The 26,442-nt window shown below is 54.5% G+C and carries 24 protein-coding genes, 2 tRNA genes and 2 other RNA genes; 16 read left to right on the forward strand and 12 right to left on the reverse strand.

Annotated features, from left to right (window positions below; all coding sequences use genetic code 11):
- The first annotated feature begins 285 nt into the window (after positions 1–285).
- The 10 genes from tolB to pnuC all read left to right on the forward strand — a co-directional run bounded on the left by tolB (position 286) and on the right by pnuC (position 6,564).
- On the forward strand, positions 286–1,578 hold the full coding sequence (tolB, locus tag HOY33_RS08965) for a Tol-Pal system beta propeller repeat protein TolB (RefSeq protein ID WP_172289864.1): 1,293 nt from the start codon (positions 286–288) through the stop codon (positions 1,576–1,578).
- Between the two features lie 41 nt (positions 1,579–1,619).
- Positions 1,620–2,132 (forward strand): peptidoglycan-associated lipoprotein Pal, encoded by a 513-nt coding sequence (gene pal / locus HOY33_RS08970; RefSeq protein WP_172289865.1) that lies wholly within the window; start codon positions 1,620–1,622, stop codon positions 2,130–2,132.
- A gap of 9 nt (positions 2,133–2,141) precedes the next feature.
- Complete coding sequence (gene cpoB, locus HOY33_RS08975; protein WP_172289866.1) at positions 2,142–2,915, forward strand: cell division protein CpoB; 774 nt, start codon at positions 2,142–2,144, stop codon at positions 2,913–2,915.
- 173 nt (positions 2,916–3,088) lie between these two features.
- Positions 3,089–3,164, forward strand: a tRNA-Lys gene (locus HOY33_RS08980).
- Positions 3,165–3,180: 16 nt separating this feature from the next.
- Positions 3,181–3,309, forward strand: a non-coding RNA gene (locus HOY33_RS08985) — RtT sRNA.
- A gap of 37 nt (positions 3,310–3,346) precedes the next feature.
- Positions 3,347–3,422: transfer RNA gene (locus tag HOY33_RS08990), tRNA-Lys, on the forward strand.
- A 15-nt stretch (positions 3,423–3,437) separates the two neighbouring features.
- Positions 3,438–3,565, forward strand: a non-coding RNA gene (locus tag HOY33_RS08995) — RtT sRNA.
- Positions 3,566–3,799: 234 nt separating this feature from the next.
- The gene (locus HOY33_RS09000; RefSeq protein WP_172289867.1) at positions 3,800–4,516 is read left to right on the forward strand and encodes a DUF554 domain-containing protein; all 717 of its coding nucleotides are present in this window, start codon (positions 3,800–3,802) and stop codon (positions 4,514–4,516) included.
- A gap of 181 nt (positions 4,517–4,697) precedes the next feature.
- Complete coding sequence (gene nadA / locus HOY33_RS09005; RefSeq protein ID WP_172289868.1) at positions 4,698–5,759, forward strand: quinolinate synthase NadA; 1,062 nt, start codon at positions 4,698–4,700, stop codon at positions 5,757–5,759.
- 76 nt (positions 5,760–5,835) lie between these two features.
- Complete coding sequence (gene pnuC, locus HOY33_RS09010) at positions 5,836–6,564, forward strand: nicotinamide riboside transporter PnuC (RefSeq protein WP_172289869.1); 729 nt, start codon at positions 5,836–5,838, stop codon at positions 6,562–6,564.
- A 5-nt stretch (positions 6,565–6,569) separates the two neighbouring features.
- Here the strand turns inward: pnuC and zitB are convergent, their stop codons facing one another.
- Entirely contained in the window at positions 6,570–7,484 is a 915-nt protein-coding gene (gene zitB, locus HOY33_RS09015) for a CDF family zinc transporter ZitB (protein ID WP_172289870.1), read from the reverse strand.
- Between the two features lie 353 nt (positions 7,485–7,837).
- On the opposite strand from zitB, the gene aroG reads away from it, so the two are divergent.
- Positions 7,838–8,893 carry a 3-deoxy-7-phosphoheptulonate synthase AroG gene (gene aroG / locus HOY33_RS09020; RefSeq protein WP_172289871.1) on the forward strand — a complete coding sequence of 352 codons (1,056 nt, stop codon included), beginning with the start codon at positions 7,838–7,840 and terminating at the stop codon, positions 8,891–8,893.
- A 65-nt stretch (positions 8,894–8,958) separates the two neighbouring features.
- Here aroG and gpmA read toward each other — a convergent pair whose 3' ends face one another.
- The 10 genes from gpmA to modE form a co-directional block, all read right to left on the reverse strand.
- A complete protein-coding gene (gene gpmA / locus HOY33_RS09025) occupies positions 8,959–9,711 on the reverse strand; it encodes a 2,3-diphosphoglycerate-dependent phosphoglycerate mutase (protein ID WP_172289872.1) in 753 nt (250 codons plus the stop codon).
- 136 nt (positions 9,712–9,847) lie between these two features.
- The gene (locus tag HOY33_RS09030) at positions 9,848–12,985 is read right to left on the reverse strand and encodes an efflux RND transporter permease subunit (RefSeq protein ID WP_172289873.1); all 3,138 of its coding nucleotides are present in this window, start codon (positions 12,983–12,985) and stop codon (positions 9,848–9,850) included.
- A complete protein-coding gene (locus HOY33_RS09035; protein WP_172289874.1) occupies positions 12,982–14,487 on the reverse strand; it encodes an efflux RND transporter periplasmic adaptor subunit in 1,506 nt (501 codons plus the stop codon). Before HOY33_RS09035 ends, HOY33_RS09030 begins: the two co-directional genes overlap by 4 nt.
- On the reverse strand, positions 14,484–15,743 hold the full coding sequence (locus HOY33_RS09040) for a TolC family protein (RefSeq protein WP_172289875.1): 1,260 nt from the start codon (positions 15,741–15,743) through the stop codon (positions 14,484–14,486). The genes HOY33_RS09035 and HOY33_RS09040 overlap by 4 nt, the downstream gene beginning before the upstream one ends.
- A gap of 14 nt (positions 15,744–15,757) precedes the next feature.
- The gene (locus tag HOY33_RS09045; RefSeq protein ID WP_172289876.1) at positions 15,758–16,090 is read right to left on the reverse strand and encodes a copper-binding protein; all 333 of its coding nucleotides are present in this window, start codon (positions 16,088–16,090) and stop codon (positions 15,758–15,760) included.
- Between the two features lie 73 nt (positions 16,091–16,163).
- Positions 16,164–16,604: a hypothetical protein gene (locus tag HOY33_RS09050; RefSeq protein ID WP_172289877.1), complete on the reverse strand. Its 441-nt coding sequence runs from the start codon at positions 16,602–16,604 to the stop codon at positions 16,164–16,166.
- 132 nt (positions 16,605–16,736) lie between these two features.
- On the reverse strand, positions 16,737–17,786 hold the full coding sequence (galM, locus tag HOY33_RS09055; protein ID WP_172289878.1) for a galactose-1-epimerase: 1,050 nt from the start codon (positions 17,784–17,786) through the stop codon (positions 16,737–16,739).
- Positions 17,787–17,810: 24 nt separating this feature from the next.
- Positions 17,811–18,827, reverse strand: coding sequence for a UDP-glucose 4-epimerase GalE (gene galE, locus HOY33_RS09060; RefSeq protein WP_172289879.1), 1,017 nt, complete (start codon positions 18,825–18,827; stop codon positions 17,811–17,813).
- A 159-nt stretch (positions 18,828–18,986) separates the two neighbouring features.
- The gene (gene modF / locus HOY33_RS09065; protein WP_172289880.1) at positions 18,987–20,471 is read right to left on the reverse strand and encodes a molybdate ABC transporter ATP-binding protein ModF; all 1,485 of its coding nucleotides are present in this window, start codon (positions 20,469–20,471) and stop codon (positions 18,987–18,989) included.
- A 112-nt stretch (positions 20,472–20,583) separates the two neighbouring features.
- Complete coding sequence (gene modE / locus HOY33_RS09070; RefSeq protein WP_172289881.1) at positions 20,584–21,375, reverse strand: molybdenum-dependent transcriptional regulator; 792 nt, start codon at positions 21,373–21,375, stop codon at positions 20,584–20,586.
- Between the two features lie 197 nt (positions 21,376–21,572).
- On the opposite strand from modE, the gene HOY33_RS09075 reads away from it, so the two are divergent.
- From HOY33_RS09075 to glk, 5 genes are all read left to right on the forward strand, one after another.
- A complete protein-coding gene (locus tag HOY33_RS09075; RefSeq protein WP_172289882.1) occupies positions 21,573–21,728 on the forward strand; it encodes an AcrZ family multidrug efflux pump-associated protein in 156 nt (51 codons plus the stop codon).
- A 148-nt stretch (positions 21,729–21,876) separates the two neighbouring features.
- On the forward strand, positions 21,877–22,650 hold the full coding sequence (gene modA / locus HOY33_RS09080; protein ID WP_172289883.1) for a molybdate ABC transporter substrate-binding protein: 774 nt from the start codon (positions 21,877–21,879) through the stop codon (positions 22,648–22,650).
- Positions 22,651–22,667: 17 nt separating this feature from the next.
- Complete coding sequence (gene modB, locus HOY33_RS09085) at positions 22,668–23,354, forward strand: molybdate ABC transporter permease subunit (RefSeq protein ID WP_172289884.1); 687 nt, start codon at positions 22,668–22,670, stop codon at positions 23,352–23,354.
- A complete protein-coding gene (gene modC / locus HOY33_RS09090) occupies positions 23,354–24,412 on the forward strand; it encodes a molybdenum ABC transporter ATP-binding protein ModC (protein ID WP_172289885.1) in 1,059 nt (352 codons plus the stop codon). Before modB ends, modC begins: the two co-directional genes overlap by 1 nt.
- A gap of 142 nt (positions 24,413–24,554) precedes the next feature.
- Positions 24,555–25,523 (forward strand): glucokinase, encoded by a 969-nt coding sequence (glk, locus tag HOY33_RS09095; RefSeq protein ID WP_172289886.1) that lies wholly within the window; start codon positions 24,555–24,557, stop codon positions 25,521–25,523.
- A 73-nt stretch (positions 25,524–25,596) separates the two neighbouring features.
- Here the strand turns inward: glk and HOY33_RS09100 are convergent, their stop codons facing one another.
- Positions 25,597–26,418, reverse strand: coding sequence for a pyridoxal phosphatase (locus HOY33_RS09100; RefSeq protein WP_172289887.1), 822 nt, complete (start codon positions 26,416–26,418; stop codon positions 25,597–25,599).
- Positions 26,419–26,442: the final 24 nt, after the last annotated feature.

The following is a 26,442-nucleotide window of genomic DNA, read 5'->3' on the forward strand; positions in this document are numbered from 1 at the left end:
TAAGCAAACCAGGTTATGGTGTTTTGTTAACATTGGTTTGTTTTTGTTAAAATTCTGCTGTAGCCAATATATTTCAAGGTGCAGGAATACGGCAATCGAACGAATCCCAGGAGCTTACATCAGTAAGTAACTCGGGTGACAACTTTGCTGGAGCAGATTTGAACGCTGCTTGCGGCGGCTGAGGCCCAGAAAAGGGCCGAATAATTCGAGCAGCCAACGCGCCTGCAACTTGAAAGATGAAGGGTATATTTATCGTAGACTTCGCGTCTGGATAAGGGAGATCAAATGAAGCAGGTATTTAAAGTTGCATTAAGCTTTTTGATGCTGTTTGCCGCGGTAGCGCACGCGGAAGTTCGTATCGAGATTACCCAGGGGGTAGACTCCGCGCGTCCGATCGGCGTTGTGCCGTTCAAATGGGCGGGGCCGGGCGCCGCGCCTGAGGATATCGGCGGTATCGTGGGCGCCGATTTGCGTAACAGCGGTAAGTTCAATCCGATCGATGCCAGCCGTATGCCCCAGCAACCCGCAACGGCATCCGAAGTGACGCCTGCCGCCTGGACCGCGCTGGGTATCGACGCCGTGGTTGTCGGTCAGGTACAGCCCAGCGCCGACGGCAGCTACGTTATCTCTTATCAACTGGTTGATACCTCCGGCAATCCCGGTAGCGTATTGGCGCAGAATCAGTTCAAAGTGACCAAACAATGGTTGCGTTATGCCGCGCATACCGCCAGTGATGAAGTATTTGAAAAACTGAGCGGCATCAAAGGCGCGTTCCGTACCCGTATCGCTTATGTCGTGCAGACCAACGGCGGTCAGTTCCCTTATGAACTGCGCGTTGCGGACTATGACGGCTACAACCAGTTTGTGGTGCACCGCTCTCCCGAACCTTTGATGTCTCCCGCCTGGTCGCCGGACGGCAGCAAACTGGCTTACGTTACCTTTGAAAGCGGACGTTCGGCGCTGGTTATCCAGACGCTGGCAAACGGCGCGATTCGTCAGGTCGCTTCTTTCCCGCGTCATAACGGAGCGCCTTCTTTTTCTCCTGACGGCAGCAAACTGGCGTTTGCCCTGTCCAAGAGCGGCAGCCTGAATCTGTACGTCATGAATCTCAGCTCCGGCCAAATGAGTCAGGTAACCGACGGACGCAGCAATAACACGGAACCGAGCTGGTTCCCGGATAGTCAGACTCTGGCCTATACTTCGGATCAGGCCGGTCGTCCTCAGGTTTATAAAATGAATGTGAACGGCGGTTCACCTCAACGTCTGACTTGGGAAGGCGCCCAAAATCAGGATTCTGAAGTGAGCGCCGATGGTAAATTTCTGGTAATGGTTGGCTCCAATAGCGGCGTTCAGCATATTGCCAAACAGGATCTGGTAACGGGCGCCGTACAAGTATTAACGGACACGTTCCTGGACGAAACGCCAAGCATCGCGCCTAATGGCACCATGGTTATCTATAGCTCCAAACAAGGGCTGGGTTCCGTGTTACAGCTAGTCTCGACAGATGGGCGTTTCAAAGCGCGTCTTCCGGCGACGGATGGACAGGTTAAATTCCCTGCCTGGTCGCCGTATCTATAAGTGCAGATATGTACAATAAACCATTTAAAGGACATAACGAGATGCAATTCAATAAAGTGCTGAAAGGCCTGATGTTGGCTCTGCCGGTACTGGCAGTTGCCGCATGTAGCTCTAACAAAAATGCGGACAATGATCAGTCTTCAATCGGCGCCGCTGGCGGCAGTAACGGTATGATGGACGGCAATGCGTCTTCTTCTGAGCAGGCTCGTCTACAGATGCAGGAATTACAGCGTAACAATATCGTTTACTTCGATCTGGACAAGTACGATATTCGTTCCGATTTCGCTCAAATGCTGGACGCGCACGCGTCATTCCTGCGTAGCAACCCGTCTTACAAAGTGACTATCGAAGGTCACGCGGATGAACGCGGTACGCCGGAATACAACATCGCTCTGGGTGAACGTCGCGCCAACGCGGTACAAATGTATCTGCAAGGTAAAGGCGTTTCTTCCGATCAAATCTCTATCGTATCTTACGGTAAAGAAAAACCAGCCGTTCTGGGTCATGACGAAGCGGCTTATGCCAAAAACCGTCGTGCCGTTCTGGTCTATTAAGAGAATCGCATGAGCAGTAACTTCAGACGTCACTTGTTGGGTCTGTCGTTACTGGTTGGCGTAGCGGCCCCCTGGGCCGCTACTGTCCTGGCTGCGCCAATCAGTAATGTCGGCTCTGGCTCGGTGGAAGATCGAGTCACGCAACTGGAGCGTATTTCCAACGCTCACAGCCAGCTTTTAACTCAACTTCAGCAACAGCTTTCTGATACGCAGCGTGATATTGATAATTTACGCGGGCAGATTCAGGAAAGTCAGTATCAACTGAATCAGGTTGTTGAACGGCAAAAACAGATCTATCAGCAAATTGATGGATTGAACTCGCAGACATCATCAACTGCGCCGTCAGATAACGCGCCTGCTGCGGGGTCGAATACCGGTGCCGCAACGAGTGCGGCGCCGGCCAGTACCGGTGATGTCAACACGGATTACAATGAGGCTGTCGCCCTGGTGCTGGAGAAAAAACAGTACGATCAGGCCATCAGCGCATTTCAGGCTTTCGTCAAAAAATACCCGGATTCGACCTATCAGCCCAATGCCAATTACTGGCTCGGGCAGTTGAATTACAACAAGGGCAATAAAGACGACGCCGCCTACTACTTTGCCAATGTAGTAAAAAACTATCCTAAATCCCCAAAAAGTGCGGAAGCCTTGCTGAAAGTCGGGGTGATCATGCAGGAAAAAGGGCAGGCCGATAAAGCCAAAGCCGTTTACCAGCAGGTCGTAAAATTGTACCCCAATACTGAAAGCGCCAAACAGGCTCAAAAACGCCTATCTGCATCGTGATCGCTTTTCACAGGCACAAAAGTTGCTCGTTATGAGTGATTTTTGTGCCTTAACGTTTGAAGAATAAGCAGTCGAACCGTTTTTATGGAAAATAGGTTGCGCTGAAAATTTAAATTAGTAATATATGCCGCCGTTGCCAAGGCAAGAACGAAACGCTAAAGCAGCATGAATTGGGGTCGTTAGCTCAGTTGGTAGAGCAGTTGACTTTTAATCAATTGGTCGCAGGTTCGAATCCTGCACGACCCACCAATTTCAAATTAAGAAAAGCGGTTTAGAATCGTGAAGGATGAGAACCGTAAGGTTCGACAAAATCGATATCGTCGATTTTGAACAACGCGCAAGCGTTGACCCGAAGGGTGAGGCCTTAGGCCGAATAATCCTGCACGACCCACCCATTACGGCAGTCAGTTTTATTAGCAGTTCCGCACAGCGGGTCGTTAGCTCAGTTGGTAGAGCAGTTGACTTTTAATCAATTGGTCGCAGGTTCGAATCCTGCACGACCCACCAATTTCAAATTAGGAAAGCGGTTTAGAATCGTGAGGATGAGAACCGTAAGGTTCGACAAAATCGATATCGTCGATTTTGAACAACGCGCAAGCGTTGACCCGAAGGGTGAGGCCGTAGGCCGAATAATCCTGCACGACCCACCACTTCCTGATTTTCCTGCCCAGACAAAAATCAATTTCTAATCTTGAATCAAACCTGACTTTTAGGTCTTTTCGGCACGACCTGCTCAGCGTTACCTGATGGTTTACGGTATATTACGTTCCCTTGGCCTGGCGCAATGGCCCGCTAAAGCCAGCCAGTCGGTTTGTTTCAACTCCGGTGAAGTTGGTCTCGGTTGTCGCGTAATAAGCTCGTATCGCAGTGGTTAGGGAGTTTTGATGATAGGTCCTTTGATTAATGGTGCCGCAATCCTCATCGGTGGCGGGTTGGGTATCGCATTGCGGCGTTTTATCCCGCAACGTTTACAAGATGGTCTGCCTCCTGCATTTGCCATGGTGTCGATAGCAATGGGCGTGACGCTGGTGATTAAAGTCCAGCAACTGCCGGCGGTGGCGCTGGCGGTCATCATCGGCGTTGCGGTTGGTGAGTTGTGCCGTATGGAATATGGCGTTCAGCAGGCGGGTATGGCGATCCAACGCGTGCTTAGCCGCGTACTGCCAGCGCCTGAACACCGCTTGCCGCAGGATGTTTACGCGCAGAACTTTACGGCGCTGATCGTGCTGTTTTGCGCCAGCGGGACAGGGGTAGTCGGGGCCTTGACCGAAGGGCTCACTGGCGATTATCAATTACTGATCATCAAGTCGGCGCTGGATGTTTTTACCGCGTTGATTTTCTCTATTACGCTTGGCTTTGCGGTCATGTCGATCGTCATTCCCCAGCTTATTATCCAATCGTTACTGTTTTTCTCCGCCAAGTTGATAATGCCGTTTATGACGGTGGTCTCGACAGGCGATTTTTCTGCCTGCGGCGGCATTATTATGATCGCGGTAGGATTGCGGATTGCCCAGATTAAGTTATTTGCCGTGGTGAATTTTCTGCCGGCGTTGTTGCTGGTTATTCCCATCTCGCTGTATTGGCAGCGGCTCTTTGGTTGAAGAATAAAGCCGACGTTATCGTTTCATTTTAAGTTAAATAAACAAATTATCGATTTTTAGACAAAAAATGGCGACTCAAGGCTTTTTTTTCGGTATTTTGTTTAGGATAAAAAACATTACGATCTGAGTTAGGCGGCTTTTGCTGTTTCAGATCTCAGCGTTGTCATCATGGAAACCCATAATGAGCATCCTTTTTGATAGCAATGAAACGATTTACCCCTTTCCTGCGAAGCCTAAGCCGTTATCGGCTGAAGCAAAGCAACATTACCGTAGCAGGATAAAAGTCTTATTGCAGCAGCGAAATGCGGTGATGGTGGCGCATTATTACACCGATCCGGAAATTCAATCCCTGGCCGAGGAAACCGGCGGCTGTGTCGCCGACTCGCTGGAGATGGCGCGCTTTGGCAGTACGCACCCCGCATCGACGCTGTTGGTCGCGGGGGTTCGTTTTATGGGGGAAACGGCAAAAATCCTTAACCCGGAAAAAACCGTGCTGATGCCAACGCTTGAGGCTGAATGTTCGCTCGATCTCGGTTGCCCCATTGAAGCGTTCAATCGTTTTTGCGACAGTCATCCCGATCGCACCGTCGTGGTGTACGCCAATACGTCAGCGGCGGTAAAAGCGCGTGCGGATTGGGTAGTGACCTCCAGCATCGCGGTGGAGTTGATTGAACATCTGGATAGCCTGGGCGAAAAGATTATCTGGGCGCCCGATCGTCATCTGGGCAGTTATGTGCAAAAGCAAACCGGCGCCGATGTGCTGTGCTGGCAGGGCGCCTGTATTGTGCATGATGAATTTAAAACTCAGGCATTAAGGCGCATGAAAGCGCTGTATCCCGACGCCGCTATTTTAGTGCATCCGGAATCACCGCAGAGCGTCGTGGAGATGGCCGATGCCGTCGGTTCCACCAGCCAGCTTATTCAGGCCGCCCAAACCTTGCCTCAGCGGGAACTGATTGTGGCTACCGATCGCGGCATTTTTTATAAAATGCAGCAGGCATGTCCGGGTAAAACCTTACTGGAAGCGCCGACCGCCGGCGAGGGCGCAACCTGCCGCAGCTGCGCGCATTGCCCCTGGATGGCGATGAACGGTTTGCAAGCGATTGCTCAGGGCCTGGAACAGGGCGGGGAGGCACATGAAATTCACGTCGATGCCGCGCTGAGGGAAGGCGCGTTGATCCCGTTAAACAGAATGCTCGAATTCGCTGCTACACTGAAACTACGTGTACGCGGAAATGCCTGATAGATCGTGATTTTCATTTATGCGTAGGCAACGTAAAAAATAAATTAGCGCATTATTACTCAGACAGGATGGCGAGATGGACTTTTTCAGTACCAGTAATATTTTGGTTCATATTCCTTTGGGGACGGGGGGATACGATCTTTCCTGGATAGAAGCGATAGGCACGCTGTTTGGGTTACTTTGTATCTGGTTGGCAAGTCTGGAAAAAACCATTAACTACCTGTTTGGTTTGATTAACGTCACGCTGTTTGCGGTGATTTTTTTCCAGATCCAACTCTATGCCAGCCTGCTGCTGCAAATTTTCTTTTTTGCCGCCAATATTTATGGTTGGTACGCCTGGACGCGCAAAACCGAGTCTCACGAAGTTGAGCTTAAAATTCGCTGGCTTCCCTTGCCGAAGCTGATCGGCTGGTCTGCCGTGAGTGTGGTCGCCATCGGGTTAATGACGTTTTATATCGACGCCGTTTTCGCCGTTCTGACGCGCATGGCGGTTTCAGGCATGCAAGCGCTCGGATTAGGTGTACAGATGCCGGAACTCCAGCCGGATGCTTTTCCGTTCTGGGATTCCACGATGATGGTCTTGTCGATTGTCGCGATGATCCTGATGACGCGTAAGTACGTTGAAAACTGGCTGCTGTGGGTGGTCATTGATGTTATTTGCGTGGTGATTTTCGCCTATCAGGGGGTGTACGCCATGGCGGTGGAATACGCTATTCTGACGCTGATTGCGCTGAACGGTTCCTGGCTGTGGATTAAAAGCGCGCAGGAAAACCGCTCCAGTCCGTTATCACACGCCAGGCCGTAACGGCCTCAATGATGATGGCCTGCTGCGTGATGAATGTCGCAGTGGTCATCATCACAGTGGTGATACTCCATCTGAATCGTGGCATGACCGATTTGATAATTTTTCAACAGATATTCCTGAATACGTTTCAGCAACGCGTCATGATCGTAAGGCGGGATCACCTGCGCATGCAGCGTCATTAACGGCTTTTCGCCCACCTGCCACAGATGCACATGATGAATATTGCGTACTTCCGGGATATTCAGCGTCAGATCTTTCTTCAGCGCATCAACGCTTATCTGGCCGGGCGTGCCTTCCAGTAACTCGTGAATACTCTCTTTCATCAGCGCCCATGCGCTACGCAACACCAGGCAGGACACCAATATCGACAATATGGGGTCAATCGGCGTCCAGTCGGTAAACAGAATAACCAACGCGGCGATAATCGCCCCCACTGAACCTAGCAAATCGCCCAGTACGTGCAGCGCCGCCGCCCGGACATTAATGTTTTTTTCTTCGCTCCCGTGATGCAATAACCAGAACGCGGCAATATTCGCCAGCAAACCGGCCACGGCAATAATCAGCATCGGCACACTGGCCACCGGCTGAGGATCATAGAAGCGCCGTATGGCTTCCCAGAATATAAATGCGGTAATAACCACCAGCGTCAGCGCATTAACAAAAGCCGCGAGAGTGGTCAGGCGCAGATAGCCAAACGTATGATTCGCGTTGGGCTTACGCTGCGCGAAACGCACGGCCAGCAGAGCGACAAACAGCGCCGCGGCATCGGTCAGCATGTGACCGGCGTCGGCAAGCAGCGCCAGCGAGCCGGAAAGCAGGCCGCCGATAACTTCCGCCACCATAAACGTCGCGGTAACAATAAATGCGGCGAGCAGACGTTTACTGTTGCCCGATTCTGCATGGTGGTGGGAATGCGCCATAGTCCATCCTGAGTGGTGTATAAGCCGATTACCCTGTCACTGTACTGCAATCGGCGGTGAAAAAATATTCTGCTGATTATCAATGTTGTGCGCTTTGACGCGATATCAAAAGCGCCTGCCTGTGTATATTACGTAGGCCGTGCGCGCTCCGTATGGTGAAAATACACCTTATTCCGCATCTGAAAGCATTTGATCATGTAAACATAGCCTATTTCAGCGCGATGAAGTCGCCTGCTTGGCATATAATAGTCAACTTGCATTATGGCAGCTCAGTTTTTCAATCTATTCGCTATCTTGTATATCGTGCGTTGGATATGGGTCAAAAATACCGCTTTGGAATCGATGGAATTATTATGAATTACCAGAATGATGATTTAAGGATTAAAGAGATTAAAGAACTTTTGCCACCCGTCGCCCTGTTGGAGAAATTCCCGGCGACCGATCGTGCCGCGGAAACCGTCTCGTTCGCGCGAACTGCCATTCACAAAATTCTGAACGGCAATGATGATCGTTTGCTGGTGGTTATTGGCCCATGTTCGATTCACGATCCTAAAGCCGCCAAGGAATATGCTGCCCGCCTGCTTGAGTTACGTCATGAACTAAATGACGATCTGGAAGTGGTGATGCGGGTTTATTTTGAAAAACCGCGCACGACGGTGGGATGGAAAGGGCTGATTAACGATCCTCATATGGATCATAGTTTCCAGATCAACGACGGTCTGCGTATCGCACGTCAATTACTGCTGGATATTAATGATTCCGGTATGCCTGCCGCCGGTGAGTTTTTGGATATGATCACACCGCAATATCTTGCGGATCTGATGAGCTGGGGGGCTATCGGCGCCCGGACGACCGAATCTCAGGTGCATCGTGAGTTGGCCTCCGGCCTGTCCTGCCCGGTCGGTTTTAAGAACGGCACTGACGGCACCATCAAGGTTGCCATTGACGCAATAAATGCGGCCAGCGCGCCGCACTGCTTCCTGTCCGTCACCAAGTGGGGGCATTCGGCCATCGTTAATACCAGCGGCAACAGCGACTGCCACATTATTCTGCGTGGCGGCAAAACGCCGAATTACAGTGCGCAACATGTTAAAGAGGTAAAGGCGGGGCTGGAGAAAGCCGGGTTGTCGCCACAGGTGATGATTGACTTCAGCCATGCGAACAGCTGCAAGCAGTTTAAAAAGCAGATGGACGTATGTGAAGACGTCAGCGGCCAGATTGCACAGGGCGAAAAAGCGATTATAGGGGTGATGGTGGAAAGCCATCTGGTTGAAGGCAATCAGGATCTGGAGAGTAATGAACCGCTGGTCTATGGCCGCAGCGTCACGGATGCCTGTATCGGATGGGAAGATACGCAAGCGCTGTTGCGTCAGTTGGCGTCGGCGGTGCGTGAGCGCCGCAGCAGATAATGGCGGAATAACGGTCAATAAAAAACCCGGCTTTATCGGCCGGGTTTTTTTTAAACCAGGTAATTTTACTTGGCTTTACCCTGATTCGCTACCGCCGCGGCTTTTGCGGCGATTTCATCAGCATTACCCAGGTAGTAATGTTTGATCGGCTTGAAGTTTTCATCAAACTCATAAACCAACGGCACGCCGGTTGGGATATTCAGTTCAAGGATTTCATCTTCACCCATGTTGTCCAGGTATTTAACCAGCGCACGCAGCGAGTTGCCGTGAGCGGCGATAATGACACGCTCACCGCTTTTGATGCGCGGCAGGATGGTTTCATTCCAGTAAGGAACAACACGTTCAATGGTCAGCGCCAGGCTTTCAGTCAGCGGCAGCTCTTTGTCGCTCAGCGACGCGTAACGCGGATCGTGCCCTGGGAAACGTTCGTCATCGCGAGTCAGTTCCGGCGGGGTAACAGCAAAGCCGCGACGCCACTGTTTTACTTGCTCGTCGCCGTATTTCTCAGCGGTTTCGGCCTTGTTCAGACCTTGCAGAGCACCGTAATGACGTTCATTCAGTTTCCAGCATTTTTCCACCGGCAGCCAGGCTTGGTCCAACTCGTCCAGTACATTCCACAGTGTGTGAATAGCGCGTTTCAGCACCGAGGTGTAAGCAAAGTCGAAAGCAAAACCTTCGTCTTTAAGCAGCTTACCGGCGGCTTTCGCTTCTGCACGGCCTTTTTCGGACAGGTCAACATCGTACCAGCCGGTGAAGCGGTTTTCGTTGTTCCACTGGCTCTCACCGTGTCTTACCAGTACCAGCTTAGTTACAGCCATAGCTAAACTCCTTCATATCCTAAGATTTCTGTGATAACTCGTTCCATTATAGGGGCGGAGAGCGGCTATCGGCAATCGATAGTCGCCCATCAACGTCATTTATCCGCGCTATGTTTGTTCAAAATCACGCTCAGCTTTATCGTTTCAGCGGATCGGGATCATTCTTATGCAATAACAGATAAACCGCCGGGATCACCAGCATGGAAAGCAGCGGAGCGCTGACCATGCCGCCAATCATTGGCGCGGCGATGCGTTGCATAATCTCCGAACCGCTGCCGCCGCCCCACATGATCGGCAGCAGACCGGCCATAATCGTCGCGACGGTCATCATTTTAGGCCGTACACGCAACACCGCCCCTTCGTGAATGGCATCCATTAACTGCTGCCGCGATAACGACTGTCCCGGAATGCGGTGTTTTTCCACCGCATGATTGAGATAGAGCAACATAATGACGCCGAATTCGGCCGAGACGCCTGCCAGCGCGATAAACCCTACCGCCCCGGCGACGGACAGATTATAACCCAGAATATAGAGCAGCCAGACCCCGCCGATCAGCGCAAAGGGCAGCGTGGCCATAATCAGCAAGGCATCTCTGATCCGGTTAAAGGTGACGTACAGCAGCACGAAAATGATGATCAACGTAAAGGGGACGACAATTTTCATTTTTTCCGTCGCGCGCTCCAGATACTCGAATTGTCCCGACCAACTGAGTGAAACGCCCTCCGGCAGCGTCACCTGTTGTGCGACGGTCTGCTGCATTTCCTCTACGGCGGATTTGAGATCCCGGCCGCGCAGATCGACATATATCCAGTCGGACAGGCGGCCGTTCTCGCTTTTCAACATCGGCGGGCCTTCGCTGACGCGAATATCGGCCAGTTCGGCCAGCGTGACGCGGGCGCCGTCAGCCGTTACCACCGGCAGAGCGCGCAGTTTTTCCAGTGAGTCGCGGAGTTCGCGCGGATAACGGATATTGATGGGATAGCGCCGGCGTCCCTCAATGGTTTCACCGATGTTCTGTCCGCCGATCAAGGTCGATACCAGCGACTGCAACTCCGCTACCGAAACGCCGTAGCGGGCGGCCCGCAGGCGATCGATATCAATATCGATATAGCGGCCGCCGGCCAGGCGTTCGGCCAGTGCCGATGTCACGCCCGGCACGTTCTTCACCACCCGTTCGATTTGCGCCGCAATCCGCTCGATATCCGCCAGATTATTGCCATTCACCTTGATGCCCACCGGGCTTTTGATGCCGGTCGCCAGCATATCCAGGCGGTTACGGATCGGCGGCACCCAAACGTTGGCGATCCCCGGCAGGTTGACGGTGCTATCCAGTTCGGCGATCAATTTATCCATCGTCATGCCCGGACGCCACTGGTCACGAGGCTTCAGGCGAATAGTGCTTTCCAGCATGGTTAACGGCGCGGGGTCGGTGGCGGTTTCGGCCCGGCCGGCTTTACCAAAAACCGACTCAACCTCAGGAACGGTTTTGATCAGCCGGTCTGTCAACTGCAACAGTCGGGCCGCTTCCCGGGCGGAAATACCGGGCAGGGTGGAAGGCATATACAGCAGATCGCCTTCATCCAGCGGCGGCATAAATTCGCTGCCGAGGCGGCTGAGCGGGAATAGCGTGAGCAGCAATAAGGCGCCGGAAACCAGCAAGGTGGTTTTGGGATAGCTCAGCACTTTCTGGAGTACCGGCTGATAGCCGGCGATCAGCCAGCGGTTCAGTGGATTGGCCTGCTCATCGGGAATTTTCCCGCGCACGAAATAGCCCATCAGCACCGGGATCAGGGTGATGCCTAATCCGGCGGCAACCGCCATGGCATAGGTTTTGGTGAACGCCAGCGGCGAAAACATGCGGCCTTCCTGCGCTTCCAGCGAGAAAACCGGCACAAAGGAGAGCGTGATGATCAACAGACTGCAAAACAGCGCCGGACCCACCTCGGTCGCGGCGCGCTCCGCCAGTTGCCACCACTCCTTTTCCTGCGGGTTTTTCCCAGGATGGTCATGACGCCATTGCTCCACCACTTTGTGCATGTTTTCTATCATCACGATGGCCGCATCCACCATGGCGCCAATCGCAATCGCAATCCCGCCCAGCGACATGATGTTGGCGTTAACCCCCTGATAGCGCATGATAATAAACGCCCCGAGTATCCCCAGCGGCAGGCTGATAATCGCCACCAGCGCCGAACGGAAATGAAACAGAAACAGGATGCAAATCACCGCCACCACCGCAAACTCTTCCAGCAGTTTGTGACTCAGCGTTTCGATAGCGTGTTCAATCAGCTGCGAGCGATCGTAGGTGGGGACGATTTCTACGCCCGCGGGCAGGCTTTTCTGAATTTCCTGTAGCCGCGCCTTAACCGCATATAACGTCTCCAGCGCGTTTTTACCGTAGCGCAGCACAATGATGCCGCCCGCCACTTCGCCTTCGCCGTTCAGTTCGGCGATGCCCCGGCGCATTTCCGGGCCTTCCCGCAGGGAAGCGACATCTTGCAGCAACACCGGAATGCCATTGCGGGTGGTGATGACCACATGGTTGAAATCCTGCGCGTTTTTCAGATAGCCGGCGGTGCGCACCATGTATTCCGCCTCCCCCAATTCCAGTACCGAACCGCCGCTTTCCTGATTGGCTGCCTGAATGGCGCTAATAATCTGCTGATGGCTAATATTCTGCGTGCGCATCCTCTCCGGATCGACCACCACCTGATACTGTTTCACCATGCCGCCGACGCTGGCGACCTCGGCGACGTTGGGAACGGTTTTCAGTTCGAACCTGAGCAGCCAGTCCTGCAAGCCGCGCAGCTCGGCCAGACTATGCTTGCCGCTGCGATCGACCAGGGCATATTCATAGATCCAACCGACGCCGGTGGCATCCGGCCCAAGGGCGGTTTTTGCCTCCGCCGGCAGACTGGACTGCACCTGACTGAGATATTCCAGTACGCGGGAACGCGCCCAGTAAGGATCGGTGCCATCCTCGAACAGAATATAGACATAAGCATCGCCAAACATGGAAAAGCCGCGTACCGTTTTCGCTCCCGGCACCGACAGCATGGTGGTCGTCAGCGGGTAAGTGACCTGATTTTCCACCACCTGCGGCGCCTGGCCCGGATAGCTGACGCGGATAATGACCTGCACGTCAGACAGATCGGGCAGGGCATCCAGCGGCGTTTTCTGCAACGAGACGATCCCCCAGGCGGCCATCAGTAATGCGGCCAGCAGTACCAGCAGCCGGTTTTTCAGCGACCAGCGAATGACATAGGCAATCATGGGTGGCCTCCATGTCCGGCATGAGGATCGTTGAGCGGTGAGATGTCCTGAATATGAATGCCGCTGTCATCCATAGTGAAGCCAAAGCTGACTTTGCTGCCGATGCCGATACCTTGCGGCAAGCCGTCTGGCGGCAGCGCGAAATCCATGGTCATTGGCGACCAGTTAAGCGCCGGAACGGCGTCATGTTCAATGGTGAGCTGATTGCCGTTAATCGCCTTAATGACCCCTTGCGTCCGATAGCCGGTTGTTGAGCCGTCGCCGGTCTGCGCCTGCGGTGATGTCTCCGGCTGCGCATCGCCAAACTGAGACAGCGAACTGCTCAGGCTGGCTTCGGAGTCAATCAGGAACTGACCGGAAGTCACGACGTTGTCGCCTTGATTAAGCCCGGCGGAGATTTCAACCCAGTCGTCGTGGGCGACCCCAACGGTAACGTTGCGCGGAACAAAATGGCCGTCGCCTTCGCTCAGTAATACCCGGTTTTGACTGCCGCTAACCAGCAGTGCCTGCTGAGGGATCATCAACAGCCGCTGTGGTTTGGCGTTGGCGAGCCGTACGGACAGATACATTCCCGGTTTCAACTGTTGTCCGGCATTTTCCACGATGACCCGGGCTTTCAGCGTGCGGGTAGTGCTGTCCAGCACCGGGAGCAGCTCGCTGACGGTTCCATGGAAGGTTTTTCCCGGCCAGGCGGGGCTGCTGGCGATCATCTCGCCGCCAACCGTCAACTGCGCCGCCTGCGCTTCCGGGTAATCGATTTCCACCCACACCGGATCCAGGCTTGCCAACTCGAATAGCGGTTGCGCCGGGGTTAGCTGCATGCCGGCACGGACTTCGAGCTTATTCACATAACCGGCCTCGGGGGCGGTAATCGTCATTCGCGGCTGCGGCTGTCCGCTGCGCTCCACCTGACGGATCACCGCTTCCGGCATAAACAGCAGCGACAGTTTTTGACGCGCCGCCTGTGTCAGCGAACGGTCGCCCAACTGCCGTACCGCCAGATATTCCTGTTGTGCCGCGGCCCAGGCGGGGTTCCACAGCATAGCCAGCGTTTCCCCTTTATTAACCTGTTGTTGCGGCGCGTTGACATTAAGCTGTTCGACAATGCCGCCGCTGGGAGCGACCAGCGTGCGCAGCGTGCGTTCGTTAAGTGCGACGGAACCATAGCCCGAGGTTTGCAGGTTGACGCTGCGAATCTCCGCCTGCGCGATGCGAACCCCGAGATTCTGCTGCTGACGGGCGCTAATCGTTACGCCGCCGTCATCTTGTGCCTCATCGGCATAACGGGGAATTAACTGCATGTCCATAAACGGCGATTTACCCGGCTTATCGAAACGTTTATCGGGCACCATCGGATCATACCAATACAGTACCGGGCGATCGGCCGCCGCCGGCGTGTCGGGCGTAGCCGCCCGGTGTTGCAGACTGCCCCAGAAATAACCGGCGCCGATAGCGCCGGCGAGCGCCAGCGCGAGCAGACTGATAGCGAGTGGTTTATTCATGATCGTGGGTTTCCCTGTGGCGTCAGATAGCGAATGTCCGCCCAAAGCCGAGCCATTTCCCGCGTAGCGTTCAGTGTGGCGATCTGGCTTTCGAGCATTGAACGGCGGGCTTCCAGCACGTCGGCAAGGTTGCTGCTGCCGGACTGATACTGGGCCTGAATCAGCCCGATGCGCTGATGCTGGAGAGGAAGCACCTGGTTTTTCTGGCGCTGCCAGCGCGACTGGGCGGCCTGATATTGCGCTATCAGCGTGTCGAGCTGCGCCTGATGCTCCCGGCCCGCCAATAACACCCTGTCGCGGGCCTCCTGGCTGCGGGCCACATCGGCGGCGTAGTCTTTATCCTGCCGTTTGGATTTGAACAGCGGCAGATCGACCGTCACCATCACGCCGGCCATATCGTCGTAGTCATTTCCGCGTTTGGCATAGTAAATTTCGACGCCGACATCGGGAATGGCCGCGACGGCCGATTGCGCCGATCGCGCCTGTGCAAGTTCGGCTTCACGCTGCGCCAACTGCATTTCCGGGTGCAGATGAATGATTTTTCTCAGTTCATCGGGCGAGGCGGGTAACCGCTCAAAGCGGGGGAGATCGCCGCGAACGTTGATATCAGGCAGGCCGATAAGCTGCGCCATTCTGGCCTTTGCTATCAGAACATCCCGTTCGGCATCGGCCAGCGTATCCTGCATTGCCGCCAGCGTCAGACGGGCATCCAGCACGCTGCTGGCTTCGACGCCCGCGGCTACGCCGGCTTTTTGCAAGGCAATCTGCCGTTGGCTTTCGTTAACCAGCGACCGCGCTGCTTTCAGCGTCTGTTGGGACAGCGCCAGTTCCAGCCAGGCTTGCGCGGTCTCCCGTTGCAGACGGGCGCGGATGGTTTCGCTGTTGCTGCGCAGACTATCGGCTTCCACCCGGAATGTTTGCGCCTTGTTTTCGCGTTTGGTGCTGCTGACATAGGTTTGCATGACGCCGATACGTTGCATCGTCATGCCTTCACGCGTCAGTCGGCTACCGCTGTTGCCCCCTAATGGCAGGTTTTCCACGCCGAACCTGAGTTGCGGATCGGGAAGCTGTGTGGCGGAGTCGGCCATGTTTTGCAGCGCGCGAATCTGGTGCTGATTGGCCGACAGATCGGCGGAATAGCGTTCCGCTGCCTGTAAAGCCTGATCAAGGTCCAGATCTGCCGCAAATGACACGGCCGGCAGCCACAGCAACATCGCCAACCACGCTCTTACCGAGAGGTGCCGGGAGGTGTTCATATTTTATCCCCCGGTTATGGTTGCTGTGGCGTAATCGCGGTCAAGGTATAACCACTGTCGCTTTGAATAAAACTGAACGCCACGAGGGTATCCGCCGGTAAGGGATTAAATTCGCCGGAGACGCCGGGCAGCCTGAACGCCATGGTCATGGCCGGCCACTGCAAATCGGCGATCGGACGGTGGGAAATGGTGACGCTGTCGGCATTCCATTGTTTTATCGTACCGGTGGCCTGATACACTCTGGCGGCGGTATCCGGCGGCGTCATGGCGTGATGTTGGTGTCCATTCGCCCACAACGGGGAAGAAAAAAGCAGGCTGGCGATAAACGCCACATAAGCGGTGCGCATAATAATAGCTCCATAAAAACGATGAATAACGGTTGATTACGCCAATCGGCGCAAGCGTGTCATCATCAAAGAGCTATTCTCTAAAGCGGCAGAAACGGATTTCAGCCGGCGGGCCGGCGACAGGGGGAGAGAACCAGACATGATTGGCGCCGTTCGCCTCGTGCGGCTGAGCCGCCAGGACCAGGTCATTGTTGACCGGGAGAGCCAATGATATCAGAGAGGCATTGTCTTGCTTGATGGTGTCTGGCACACAGTGTTTTTCACACAGCGGCGTCTGCTGGTCGGCCGAAGGTTTCGCCATCGCATCATGGTGAGAAAAATGCGACGTTGTTTGTTGCAGGTGCGCTTGGTGCTGTATGGATGGAGAGACATGGCTGACGGTCAGGTCGCATTGATGTCCGGCGATGGCCAGTTGCGCATTCAGAAATAGCCAGCATAACGCTAATAGCCATCCCCACCTGCCTTTGTGGCGCAGATGATGAATGAACGATGGCGATAAACCGGATGCTGACATAACGTTTCCTTACAGAAAGTCATGGCAGTGTAATCGTCTGAATCTAACCTCAGCAAGCGGCGAATTGAAGAGTTTTGTAAATTGGCGGAAGATGCCGCCGTCAATGTTATCAATAGGTTAATTGTTGATTGTTTAACCGTTACTGAAAAAAAACTGGTACGTCGTATCAGAACGATAAACGTTCCCCGGTCTTAACCAACAATCGGGCTGCGGCCAGTTAGGATGATTGGGGCTGTCGGGCAGAAATTCGCTTTCCAGCGCCAGCCCGGCGCAATTTTCATAGACGCCGCCTTCGCGCGATGGCGTACCGGCCAGAACGTTTCCGCTATAGAGCTGCAATGCCGGCGCGCTGGTAAATACGCTCATGAGCACGCGGCCATCCGACGACCACAGATTGGCCGCCGGACTTTCGCTGGAGCCACAGACTCGGTGCAACAGATAGGCATGATCGTAGCCGCCGACGGCAATCTGATCCTGGTCCCGCAGGAAGTCCTGTTCCAGCGTTTTGGGTTGACGGAAATCCATTCCGGTGTTTTGCACCTGAGCCAGATCGCCGTTGGGAATACCCGTCTGGTTTACCGGCAGGTAATAATCGGCGAACAGTTGCAGCCGGTGTCGGCGTACGTCGGTCGGGCTGCCGTCAAGATTAAAATAGGCATGATTGGTTAAGCACACCGGGCAGGGTTTCTCGGCGGTGGCCCGATACGAGATTTCCAGCGCGTTATGTTCAGTCAGACGATAACATACCTGAACGTTAAGCTGCCCCGGATACCCTTGATCGCCATCCGGCGAATACAGTTGGTAGGTGATCTGTGACGCATCCTGACTGAGCATGCGCCAGCGCCGGGTGTGAAACCCCTCCGGTCCGCCATGTAGCTGGTTCCGGCCCTGATTGGCGGTCAGATGAAAAATGTCATTTCCGCGACGGATCGTGGCATTGGCGATGCGGTTGGCATAACGTCCAATCGATGCGCCGAGATAGGCGTTTTGTTGCGGATATTGCTCAGGCGATGCGCAGCCCAGCAGTACTTCCCGAATCCCGTCCTGTACCGGAAGCTGACAGGAAAGCCAGGTTGCGCCCCAGTCCATAAAGCAAACGCGCATGCCAGCCAGGTTCTGTAGCGTGGTTAACTGAAACGGCTGACCGTCCGGCGCCAGCGCCGCGGTTTTTTCATCCAACATACGTTGCTCCTGTGATGCACGACGTTAGTCCGGATAGCCCTCAGGGTGGGCGGATTGCCAGCGCCAGGTATCCTGAGCCATTTCTTCCAGCGAGCGTGTGACCCGCCAGTTCAGGTCGGCGGCGGCTTTTTCCGCATCGGCCCAATAGGCGGCCAGGTCGCCCTGCCGGCGTGGCGCGAAGTGGTAGGCAACAGGTTTGCCGCAAGCCTCGCTGAAAGCGTCAACCACCTGTAATACGCTGTAGCCGACTCCGGCGCCCAGATTGTAAATGTGAACTCCGGCGCGGTCTTGCAGCCTATTCATCGCCGCGACGTGTCCATCGGCCAGATCGACGACATGGATATAATCACGTACGCCCGTGCCGTCCGCCGTCGGATAGTCATTGCCGAAAATAGCCAGTGATTCCCGGCGGCCAACCGCAACCTGGGCGATATAAGGCATCAGGTTGTTGGGCGTTCCCTGGGGATCCTCGCCCATTTCGCCTGAAGGGTGCGCGCCCACCGGATTGAAATAGCGCAGCAGGGCGATGCTCCACTCCGGTTGTGCATGTTGCAAATCTTGTAAAATTTGCTCGACCATCAGCTTGCTGCGGCCGTAAGGGCTGGCGGGATGGCCCGTCGGGAAGCTTTCCTGATACGGGATTTGGGGCTGATCGCCATAAACCGTGGCGGAGGAGCTGAAAATCAGGTTCTTCACGCCGGCTTTTTTCATCGCCTCAACCAGCGTCAGCGTGCCATAGACATTATTGCCATAATAATCGAGCGGCTGCCGAACGGATTCCCCGACGGCTTTCAGGCCTGCAAAGTGGATCACGGAGCCAATGGCATGGCGGGAAAAAATGTCATTCAGCAACGCGCCGTCACGGATATCGCCCTGATAAAAAACGGGGGTTTTCCCGGTCAATTGCGTTATGGTTTTAACCACGCTGGCTTTGCTATTGCATAAATTGTCGAGAATGATCGGGTGATGCCCGGCGGCCAGCAGTTGTACACAGGTATGGCTTCCTATGTAACCGCATCCCCCCGTAACCAGAACGTTCATAATGACCTCTGTTGTGACGATTTGACAAAAAATAACATGGCTTGCTGCCGGGAAAGGTGATCCACGGCGAAAACAGCGCCGGTTATTATCGATGGTATAGAATTCTGATTTGGCTTGAGAAAATCAATCGGAATCCAGAGGGATTTTACTTTTTGTTAGTTAACCAGAAGCGGGGCGAACCTCTTCCGTCTGGTAGTCATAGACATCGTCTCTGGCAACGAACGTTAGCCGGTGCGTAATGCACAGCGGCGCATCCTCCGCATGATGAGAGACGAAGAGCAATTGCGTATCGCCTTCGCTGATTAAAACATCCAGCCAGCGCCGCACCAACTGACGGTTAAGCGGATCTAATCCCTGCAACGGTTCGTCGAGGATCAGCAAAGCGGGGTGTTTGACCAATGCTCTGGCGATCAGCGTCAGCCGCTGTTGGCCCCAGGACAGCGATTGAAACGGCGTATCGGCGATAGCGCCGTCAAGACCCAGCAACGCCAGCCACTGGTCGGTTAATTGGCGCTGGCGGTCGGAAACCGCCTGATAAATGCCGATAGAATCAAAAAAACCGGACAAAATAACGTTGCGCACGCTGACGCTGACGCGGTAATCAAGATGCAGGCTGCTGCTGACGTAGCCGATATGCCGTTTGATATCCCAGATGGTTTCTCCGCTTCCTCGTCGACGGCCAAACAGCGTGAGATCGTTGCTGTAGCCTTGCGGGTGGTCGCCGGTAATCAGGCTCAGCAGGGTGGATTTGCCTGCGCCGTTCGGGCCGACAATCTGCCAGTGTTGGCCGGGCAGCACTTCCCAGGTTAATCCGTGCAGGATCGGGCGATCGTTGTACTTCACGATGCCGTTGCGCAGCGTGATGCGCGGTTGGTCGGCGGGCAGCGCGGCAGACTGCCGGGGATCTTCCGGTTCAGGGAGCGCGGTGCCTGACAGCTTTTCACTGTAGGCCAACTGAGCGATGAGAGCTTCCGACAGGATATCCTTACGGTCTCCGTTACGGGTCAACGTGCAGTCGGCAAGGATACCGACGTGATTGATGAAATCAGGAATATCGTCAAAGCGATTGAGGATCAGCACCAGCGTATATCCCTGGCCGGCAAGCTCCGGCAGTCGCGCGGCAAGTTGAGCGCGCGAGGACACGTCAAGTCCGTCGAAAGGCTCGTCCAGAATAAGCAGGTCGGGCTGCGGCATCAACGCCTGACACAGCATGGTTTTACGTGTCTCGCCGGTGGAAAGATACTTGAAGCGGCGATCCAGCAGAGGCTCGATACCAAACTGTTGTGCGAGCTGCCGGCAGCGAACCGGATCGTTTACCGTATCCTGGATCACGTCTGCGGTGGTGCGACCGGTGTCGTCTTCATCGGCGCTTAGCATGTCGGTATTGTTGCGCTGCCATTCCGCACTGACCAACTGCTGCAACTGTTCAAAGGATAATCGGACGATGCGCTGAAAATCGCACCGGCGTTCGCCGCTCAGCAGCGACAACTCGCCGGACAAGGCCCGCGCCAGCGCCGATTTTCCGCTGCCGTTTGCGCCGACGAACGCCCAGCTTTGATGTTGCGCGAGGGTCAGTTCATCCAGACGCAACATACGGGTATCACTTAGCCGGAATAACCCTTGCGATATTTTCAACAACGACATTTTTCTACCTTCCTGCATCGGGGTGTAAAATTTAGCGATGGCGGTTTTTGCGCATGCTATTTGTTTGTCGGAAATAAACCCACCCAGGCGGTCTATTCGATCGGGTTAATGTTTAGCAGAGCGTCGCGATAATGACTCTGTCGGCATTAAAATACGCGCTGACGTCCTGATCGCGCCTGAGCTGCTGTTGTGAGACAACATCATTGGGAACGGTGGCGCACAGCGTCTCCCCGCCGGCCAGTGCGATCAACACCTCGCTGTTTTCAGCGCCGGGCTGAATGCTGCTGATCCGCCCCTGAAGGCGGTTATCCGCTTTCGTTGCCGGGGAGGACGCCGCGCATACGTTCACCCAGGGCGCCTTAATCAGCACCAACACTTCCTTTCCCGATTTGAGTTGTAACCGCTCGGCGCTGTGTTGGGTTATCAATGCGCTGATGGAGGTTTTACCATCGGCGAGCAAAATATCCACATGCTGTTGCACTTGCCCATCGTCGCGTGCGAGCACGGTTCCAAAAAATTGGTTACGCGCGCTGGTTTGTAGCGAAAAACGCGCAATGGCCGCCAACAGGCTGTCCAGCGGTAAATCGTCTTCCTGCAATACATCAAAAGCCTTTTGCTGGATTTGCGCCATCAGGTCATAAAGCTGAATCAACCGTTCGCCATAGCGGGTGAGCCGGGCGCCGCCGCCGCCTTTGCCGCCGGTCATGCGCTCGACCAATGTTTGCTCAGCTAACTGATTCATTTCGTTGATGGCATCCCAGGCGCTTTTATAACTGATCCCCGCCAGCTTGGCTCCCTGACTGATTGAACCGGTATGACGGACTTGTTTCAGTAAGTCGATGCGCCGCGGGTCGGCAAACAACCGCTGCTGGAGTTTCAGGGTAAGAAGGATTTCAGCTTGCATGGCTAAGGGCCTGATGATGTTTCATTTTATCAGTCTGTATTGTCGTCATTTTTTCCATCCGGGGCAAATCGCACGAATGGCCGCCTTATTTTCTTTGATTGGGTTAAACTGTGGGGAAGTCACTATGACTATGATAGAAACAGTTTATTGCGTTAGCCACGGGATTAACGCTGACCGTTGCGATAAGTGAGGTAAGCATGTTGGAATTATTAACGAGTCTGCTATTTGCCATAGCCATGGTGCCGGTCATGATGGCGATTATTCTGGGCGCCATTTATGGCCTGGGCGAGGTGTTTAACGTTCTTTCGAACATAGGTCATTTAGAAGATCGCACCGCTAAAAAGCAGCATTGATTGACTTTTTTACTCCCCTGATTTTGATGTCCGGCGTTCCGCCGGACATTTCCTCCCGCTTGCGCCGACCGTCCCGATAAATTGCATGACAGTCGCTGATTTTTCGTTATATGATTCATTACATAACGGTAACGGTCGGGAGACGAAGATGAAACGGCAATGGTTGAAAGGGTTTGCTGCGCTGGCGCTCAGCGTAGGGATGGCGGTTCCGGCAATGGCGGCGGAAGAAAAGGTGACGGTCTTCGCCGCGGCTTCACTGACGAATGCATTGCAAGAGATTGCCACACAGTACCAGAAAGAGAAAAACGTCACGATTGTCGCTTCCTTCGCATCATCGTCGACGCTGGCGCGCCAGATTGAGCAGGGGGCGCCTGCCGATATGTTTATTTCCGCCGATCAGCAGTGGATGAATTACGTCCAGGATAAAAATCTGATAGAAACGGATAGCCGTTATACGCTGTTAGGCAATGAACTGGTGGTGATTGCCCCCAGCACCAGCCCGCTGAAAGATCTCGCCATCAATGAAAATACCGACTGGAAAAGTCTGCTGAAAGAGGGACGATTGGCCGTGGGCGACCCGGACCATGTTCCCGCCGGTATCTATGCCAAAGAAGCGCTGCAAAACTTAAAAGCCTGGGATGCCCTTTCCCCCTTGATGGCGCGCGCGAATAGCGTCCGCGCCGCCATGGCGTTGGTTGAGCGTGAAGAAGCGCCGCTGGGTATTGTGTATGGTTCGGATGTCGTCGCCAGCGATAAGGTCAAGGTGGTCGGATTATTTCCCGCCAACAGCCATAAACCGGTGGAATATCCGATGGCGATAGTAAAAGATCGTACAAATCCGGCGGTGACCGCTTTTTACGCGCAATTGAAAACACCGGAAGCCGCGGCGATCTTTAAACGCTATGGATTCACTCCCCGTTAATGATGCTAAGTGACTAGATGCTAAGTGACTATGAGTGGCAGGCCGTTGAGCTGAGCCTCAAAGTTTCTGTTGTGGCTGTGATTTGCAGCCTGCCGCTGGGGATACTGATGGCGTGGGTTTTGGTGCGCTGTCGGTTCCCCGGTAAATCACTGCTTGATAGTATTATCCATCTGCCGCTGGTGTTGCCGCCGGTCGTCATTGGCTATGTGTTGCTGATTGCGATGGGGCGTCGCGGGATTATTGGCGTCTGGCTGTATGAGTGGTTTGGTTTTAGCTTCAGTTTCAGTTGGCGCGGCGCGGCGCTGGCGTCGGCGATCGTCGCTTTTCCCCTGATGGTCAGAGCGATTCGTTTGTCGCTGGAAGCGGTGGATACGCGTCTTGAACAGGCTGCCCGTACGTTAGGGGCGGCGCCCTGGCGGGTATTTTTTACCGTTACCTTACCGCTTTCCTTTCCCGGCATCGTTGTCGGCACGGTGTTGGCCTTTGCCCGCTCGTTGGGGGAATTCGGCGCCACCATCACTTTTGTTTCCAATATTCCCGGAGAGACCAGAACCATCCCGCTGGCGATGTATACGCTGATCGAAACCCCCGGCGCGGAGTCCGCCGCCGCGCGGCTGTGCATCATTGCGATTGCGCTCTCGCTGGTGTCGCTGTTACTGTCGGAATGGTTGACGCGCTGGAGCCGTAAGCGGCTGGGGGGATAATGCTACAACTCGATTTTAACCAGCAGCTTGGCGAACTGGACCTCAGCGTTAAGGCGGATTTGCCCGCCAGCGGCATTACCGCCGTTTTTGGCGTCTCCGGCGCGGGGAAAACATCGTTAATCAACGCCATTGTGGGATTGACCCAGCCCAGGTCAGGGCGCATCGTTCTCAACGATCGGGTGTTGGTGGATACCCGGCGGCGTATTTCCCTGCCGCCGGAAAAGCGTCATGTCGGCTATGTGTTTCAGGATGCCCGCCTGTTCCCGCATTATCGGGTGCGCGGCAATCTGCGCTATGGCATGGCGGCGCATATGTCGCAACAGTTTGATGATATTGTCGCGCTGTTGGGGATTGAACATTTACTGCATCGCTATCCGCTAACGTTATCGGGTGGGGAAAAGCAGCGCGTGGCGATTGGTCGCGCATTATTGACCGCGCCGGAACTGCTGCTGATGGATGAGCCGTTGGCCTCCCTCGATTTACCGCGCAAACGGGAACTGTTGCCCTATCTGGAGCGGCTGGCGAAAGAAGTGAACATTCCCATCCTGTATGTCAGCCACAGTATGGAAGAAATTCTTCGGCTGGCGGATCGTGTTTTGGTATTGGATCAGGGCAAAGTAAAGGCGCTGGGAGGGCTGGAGGAAGTCTGGGCCAGCAGTGCGTTACGCCCCTGGCTGCCGCGGGAAGAGCAAAGCAGCATATTGAACGTCCGTGTGCTTGCGCACCACGACCGTTACGCGATGACCGCGCTGTCGCTGGGCGACCGGCATCTGTGGGTGGGAAAGGTGGACGCGCCTACGGACACGCCGTTGCGTATCCGCATTAACGCCGCCGATGTATCGCTGGTGCTCGCGCCGCCCGAAGTGAGCAGTATCCGTAATATTCTCCCTGCCGATGTGGTGGAGTGCATTGAGGTTGACGACCAGGTAGAAGTTAAGCTGGTTGTCGGCAACCAGATTCTATGGGCAAGGATCTCGCCGTGGGCGCGCGACGATCTGGCCTTGCATCCGCAGCAGCAACTTTATGCGCAGGTAAAAAGCGTTTCGATAACGGCTTAACATACTGATTATTTTTTTAAAATCCTGTCTGAAAAAATCCGCTTTGATTTCTTCCCTGAATATTGTGTGCTGTGTTGTCGCGATTTGAATAAGGTCGCGTTATCGTAACCACATTATCTTTTCAATTTGGGGAAGTAACACAATGACGCATTATGCGCTGGTTGGCGATGTGGGGGGGACAAATACCCGTTTGGCCCTGTGCGACATGACAACAGGCTCGTTATCACAGTTGGCGACGTATTCGGTGCGGCAATTTCCCAGCCTTGAGACGCTTATCCGCGACTATCTGGGCGATCAGGCCGTCACCGTCGAGGCGGCATGCCTGGCGATTGCCTGTCCGATTACCGGCGATTGGGTCGCCATGACCAATCATAGTTGGGAGTTTTCTATTGCGCAGATGAAGGCCGGGCTTGGATTGCAGCACCTTGAGGTCATCAATGACTTTACCGCGGTATCCATGGCGGTTCCGGTGCTGGAGAAAACCTCGCTTATCCAGATCGGAGGCGGCGAGCCGGTCGCCAACCAGCCCGTTGCCGTCTATGGGGCGGGAACCGGGCTTGGGGTCGCGCATTTGCTCCGGGTGGATAACCGTTGGATCAGCTTGCCGGGGGAAGGCGGACACGTAGACTTCGCCGCCGGCAGCGATGAAGAAGATCGCGTATTGCAAGTCTTGCGTCGGCAGTGGGGGCATGTTTCCGCAGAGCGGTTGCTCTCCGGGCAGGGACTGGTCAATCTTTATCGCGCGTTGGTGCTGGCCGATGGGCGCGAGCCGCAAAATCTGCTGCCTCGGGCGGTGTCCGAGCGCGCGCTGGCGGCGGAGTATGATGTTGACTGCCATCGGGCGCTGTCGCTGTTTTGTTCGATGATGGGGCGGTTTGGCGGTAATTTGGCGCTCACGTTGGGAACTTTTGGCGGCGTGTATATCGCCGGTGGGATTGTGCCGCGCTTTCTGTCTTTTTTTCAGGCTTCCGGTTTTCGCGCCGCCTTTGAGGACAAAGGGCGTTTTAAAGACTACCTTGCCGATATTCCGGTTTTTCTGATTACGCATCAACAGCCGGGGTTGTTGGGCGCGGGAGCGCATTTGCGGCAAACGTTCGGCAGCGTACTCTAACCATAAGGTGCGACGTGCCGGGCAAGGCCCTGAGCGCTTTGTCCGGCGTTGAGGTGGAGCGAGGTATAAGCCGTTACGACAAGACTCGGGTGCGGATCACCTCGGCAATGCCGGGCTGTTCATGGTGGCCGATAACCAGATCGGCGCGGGCTTTGATTTCATCGGCGCTGTTGCCCATCGCCACGCCGAGTCCGGCGCCTTCAAGCATGCTGAGGTCATTGAAGTTATCCCCAAAGGCGACCACTTCTTTCATGCTGATGCCTTGTTCTTCAACCCATTGTTGCAGCAGCTTGCCTTTACTGTTGCCGGTTTGGGCGATATCGACTTGATCCTGCCACGACCATTCGCATGCCAAACCGAGCTGTTGCTCCACGACGCGGGAGAAATTGTTTAAGGTAGGGATATCGGCGTGAGAGGTGGCGAATTTCCAGATAGACAATGCGTCATCCGTTTGCAAAACCAGATCTTCAACCTGTTTGAACAGCGGACGCTGCAATTCCGGTAATGTCGAGGCCCATGCCTGAGTACGGATAACATGCCCGGTAGGATACTGATAATACATCGCGTCGTCGGCATACATCAGGCCGTGGATATCAAACTCTTGCAGCAGGCTGAGCACGCGTTTGGCTTGATCGGCGGTCAGCGGATTGGCATGAGACGCCTGACCTGACCGATAATCATACACATAAGTCCCGTTACAGCAGATGGCCGGGGTATCAAGTTGCAACGCCTGATAAAAAGGGTGAATGGCTGAGTGATGACGTCCGGTAACGATCACGATTTTTATACCTTGCTGACGTGCCAGCGCTAATGCAGTAAGTGATTCCGGCAGGATTTTTTTCTGTCGATCCAATAAGGTTCCGTCGAGATCGAGTGCAATTACGCGATAGGTCATAGTAGTCTCGCAAAGTGTCTGTAG

Origin of the sequence: Brenneria sp. hezel4-2-4, from assembly GCF_013155275.1 — a bacterium.
Taxonomy (GTDB): domain Bacteria; phylum Pseudomonadota; class Gammaproteobacteria; order Enterobacterales; family Enterobacteriaceae; genus Brenneria.

Coding starts and splice junctions, on each gene's coding strand:
- galM (WP_172289878.1), bottom strand. CDS start 17,786: ATGTTGGATGAAAAAACCGCGGCGCTGGCGCCGGACGGTCAGCCGTTT.
- modE (WP_172289881.1), bottom strand. CDS start 21,375: ATGCAAGCTGAAATCCTTCTTACCCTGAAACTCCAGCAGCGGTTGTTT.
- pal (WP_172289865.1), top strand. CDS start 1,620: ATGCAATTCAATAAAGTGCTGAAAGGCCTGATGTTGGCTCTGCCGGTA.
- cpoB (WP_172289866.1), top strand. CDS start 2,142: ATGAGCAGTAACTTCAGACGTCACTTGTTGGGTCTGTCGTTACTGGTT.
- zitB (WP_172289870.1), bottom strand. CDS start 7,484: ATGGCGCATTCCCACCACCATGCAGAATCGGGCAACAGTAAACGTCTG.
- HOY33_RS09075 (WP_172289882.1), top strand. CDS start 21,573: ATGTTGGAATTATTAACGAGTCTGCTATTTGCCATAGCCATGGTGCCG.
- glk (WP_172289886.1), top strand. CDS start 24,555: ATGACGCATTATGCGCTGGTTGGCGATGTGGGGGGGACAAATACCCGT.
- HOY33_RS09050 (WP_172289877.1), bottom strand. CDS start 16,604: ATGTCAGCATCCGGTTTATCGCCATCGTTCATTCATCATCTGCGCCAC.
- galE (WP_172289879.1), bottom strand. CDS start 18,827: ATGAACGTTCTGGTTACGGGGGGATGCGGTTACATAGGAAGCCATACC.
- tolB (WP_172289864.1), top strand. CDS start 286: ATGAAGCAGGTATTTAAAGTTGCATTAAGCTTTTTGATGCTGTTTGCC.
- HOY33_RS09000 (WP_172289867.1), top strand. CDS start 3,800: ATGATAGGTCCTTTGATTAATGGTGCCGCAATCCTCATCGGTGGCGGG.
- HOY33_RS09035 (WP_172289874.1), bottom strand. CDS start 14,487: ATGAATAAACCACTCGCTATCAGTCTGCTCGCGCTGGCGCTCGCCGGC.
- modB (WP_172289884.1), top strand. CDS start 22,668: ATGCTAAGTGACTATGAGTGGCAGGCCGTTGAGCTGAGCCTCAAAGTT.
- gpmA (WP_172289872.1), bottom strand. CDS start 9,711: ATGGCTGTAACTAAGCTGGTACTGGTAAGACACGGTGAGAGCCAGTGG.
- modC (WP_172289885.1), top strand. CDS start 23,354: ATGCTACAACTCGATTTTAACCAGCAGCTTGGCGAACTGGACCTCAGC.
- HOY33_RS09100 (WP_172289887.1), bottom strand. CDS start 26,418: ATGACCTATCGCGTAATTGCACTCGATCTCGACGGAACCTTATTGGAT.
- modA (WP_172289883.1), top strand. CDS start 21,877: ATGAAACGGCAATGGTTGAAAGGGTTTGCTGCGCTGGCGCTCAGCGTA.
- HOY33_RS09045 (WP_172289876.1), bottom strand. CDS start 16,090: ATGCGCACCGCTTATGTGGCGTTTATCGCCAGCCTGCTTTTTTCTTCC.
- modF (WP_172289880.1), bottom strand. CDS start 20,471: ATGTCGTTGTTGAAAATATCGCAAGGGTTATTCCGGCTAAGTGATACC.
- pnuC (WP_172289869.1), top strand. CDS start 5,836: ATGGACTTTTTCAGTACCAGTAATATTTTGGTTCATATTCCTTTGGGG.
- aroG (WP_172289871.1), top strand. CDS start 7,838: ATGAATTACCAGAATGATGATTTAAGGATTAAAGAGATTAAAGAACTT.
- nadA (WP_172289868.1), top strand. CDS start 4,698: ATGAGCATCCTTTTTGATAGCAATGAAACGATTTACCCCTTTCCTGCG.
- HOY33_RS09030 (WP_172289873.1), bottom strand. CDS start 12,985: ATGATTGCCTATGTCATTCGCTGGTCGCTGAAAAACCGGCTGCTGGTA.
- HOY33_RS09040 (WP_172289875.1), bottom strand. CDS start 15,743: ATGAACACCTCCCGGCACCTCTCGGTAAGAGCGTGGTTGGCGATGTTG.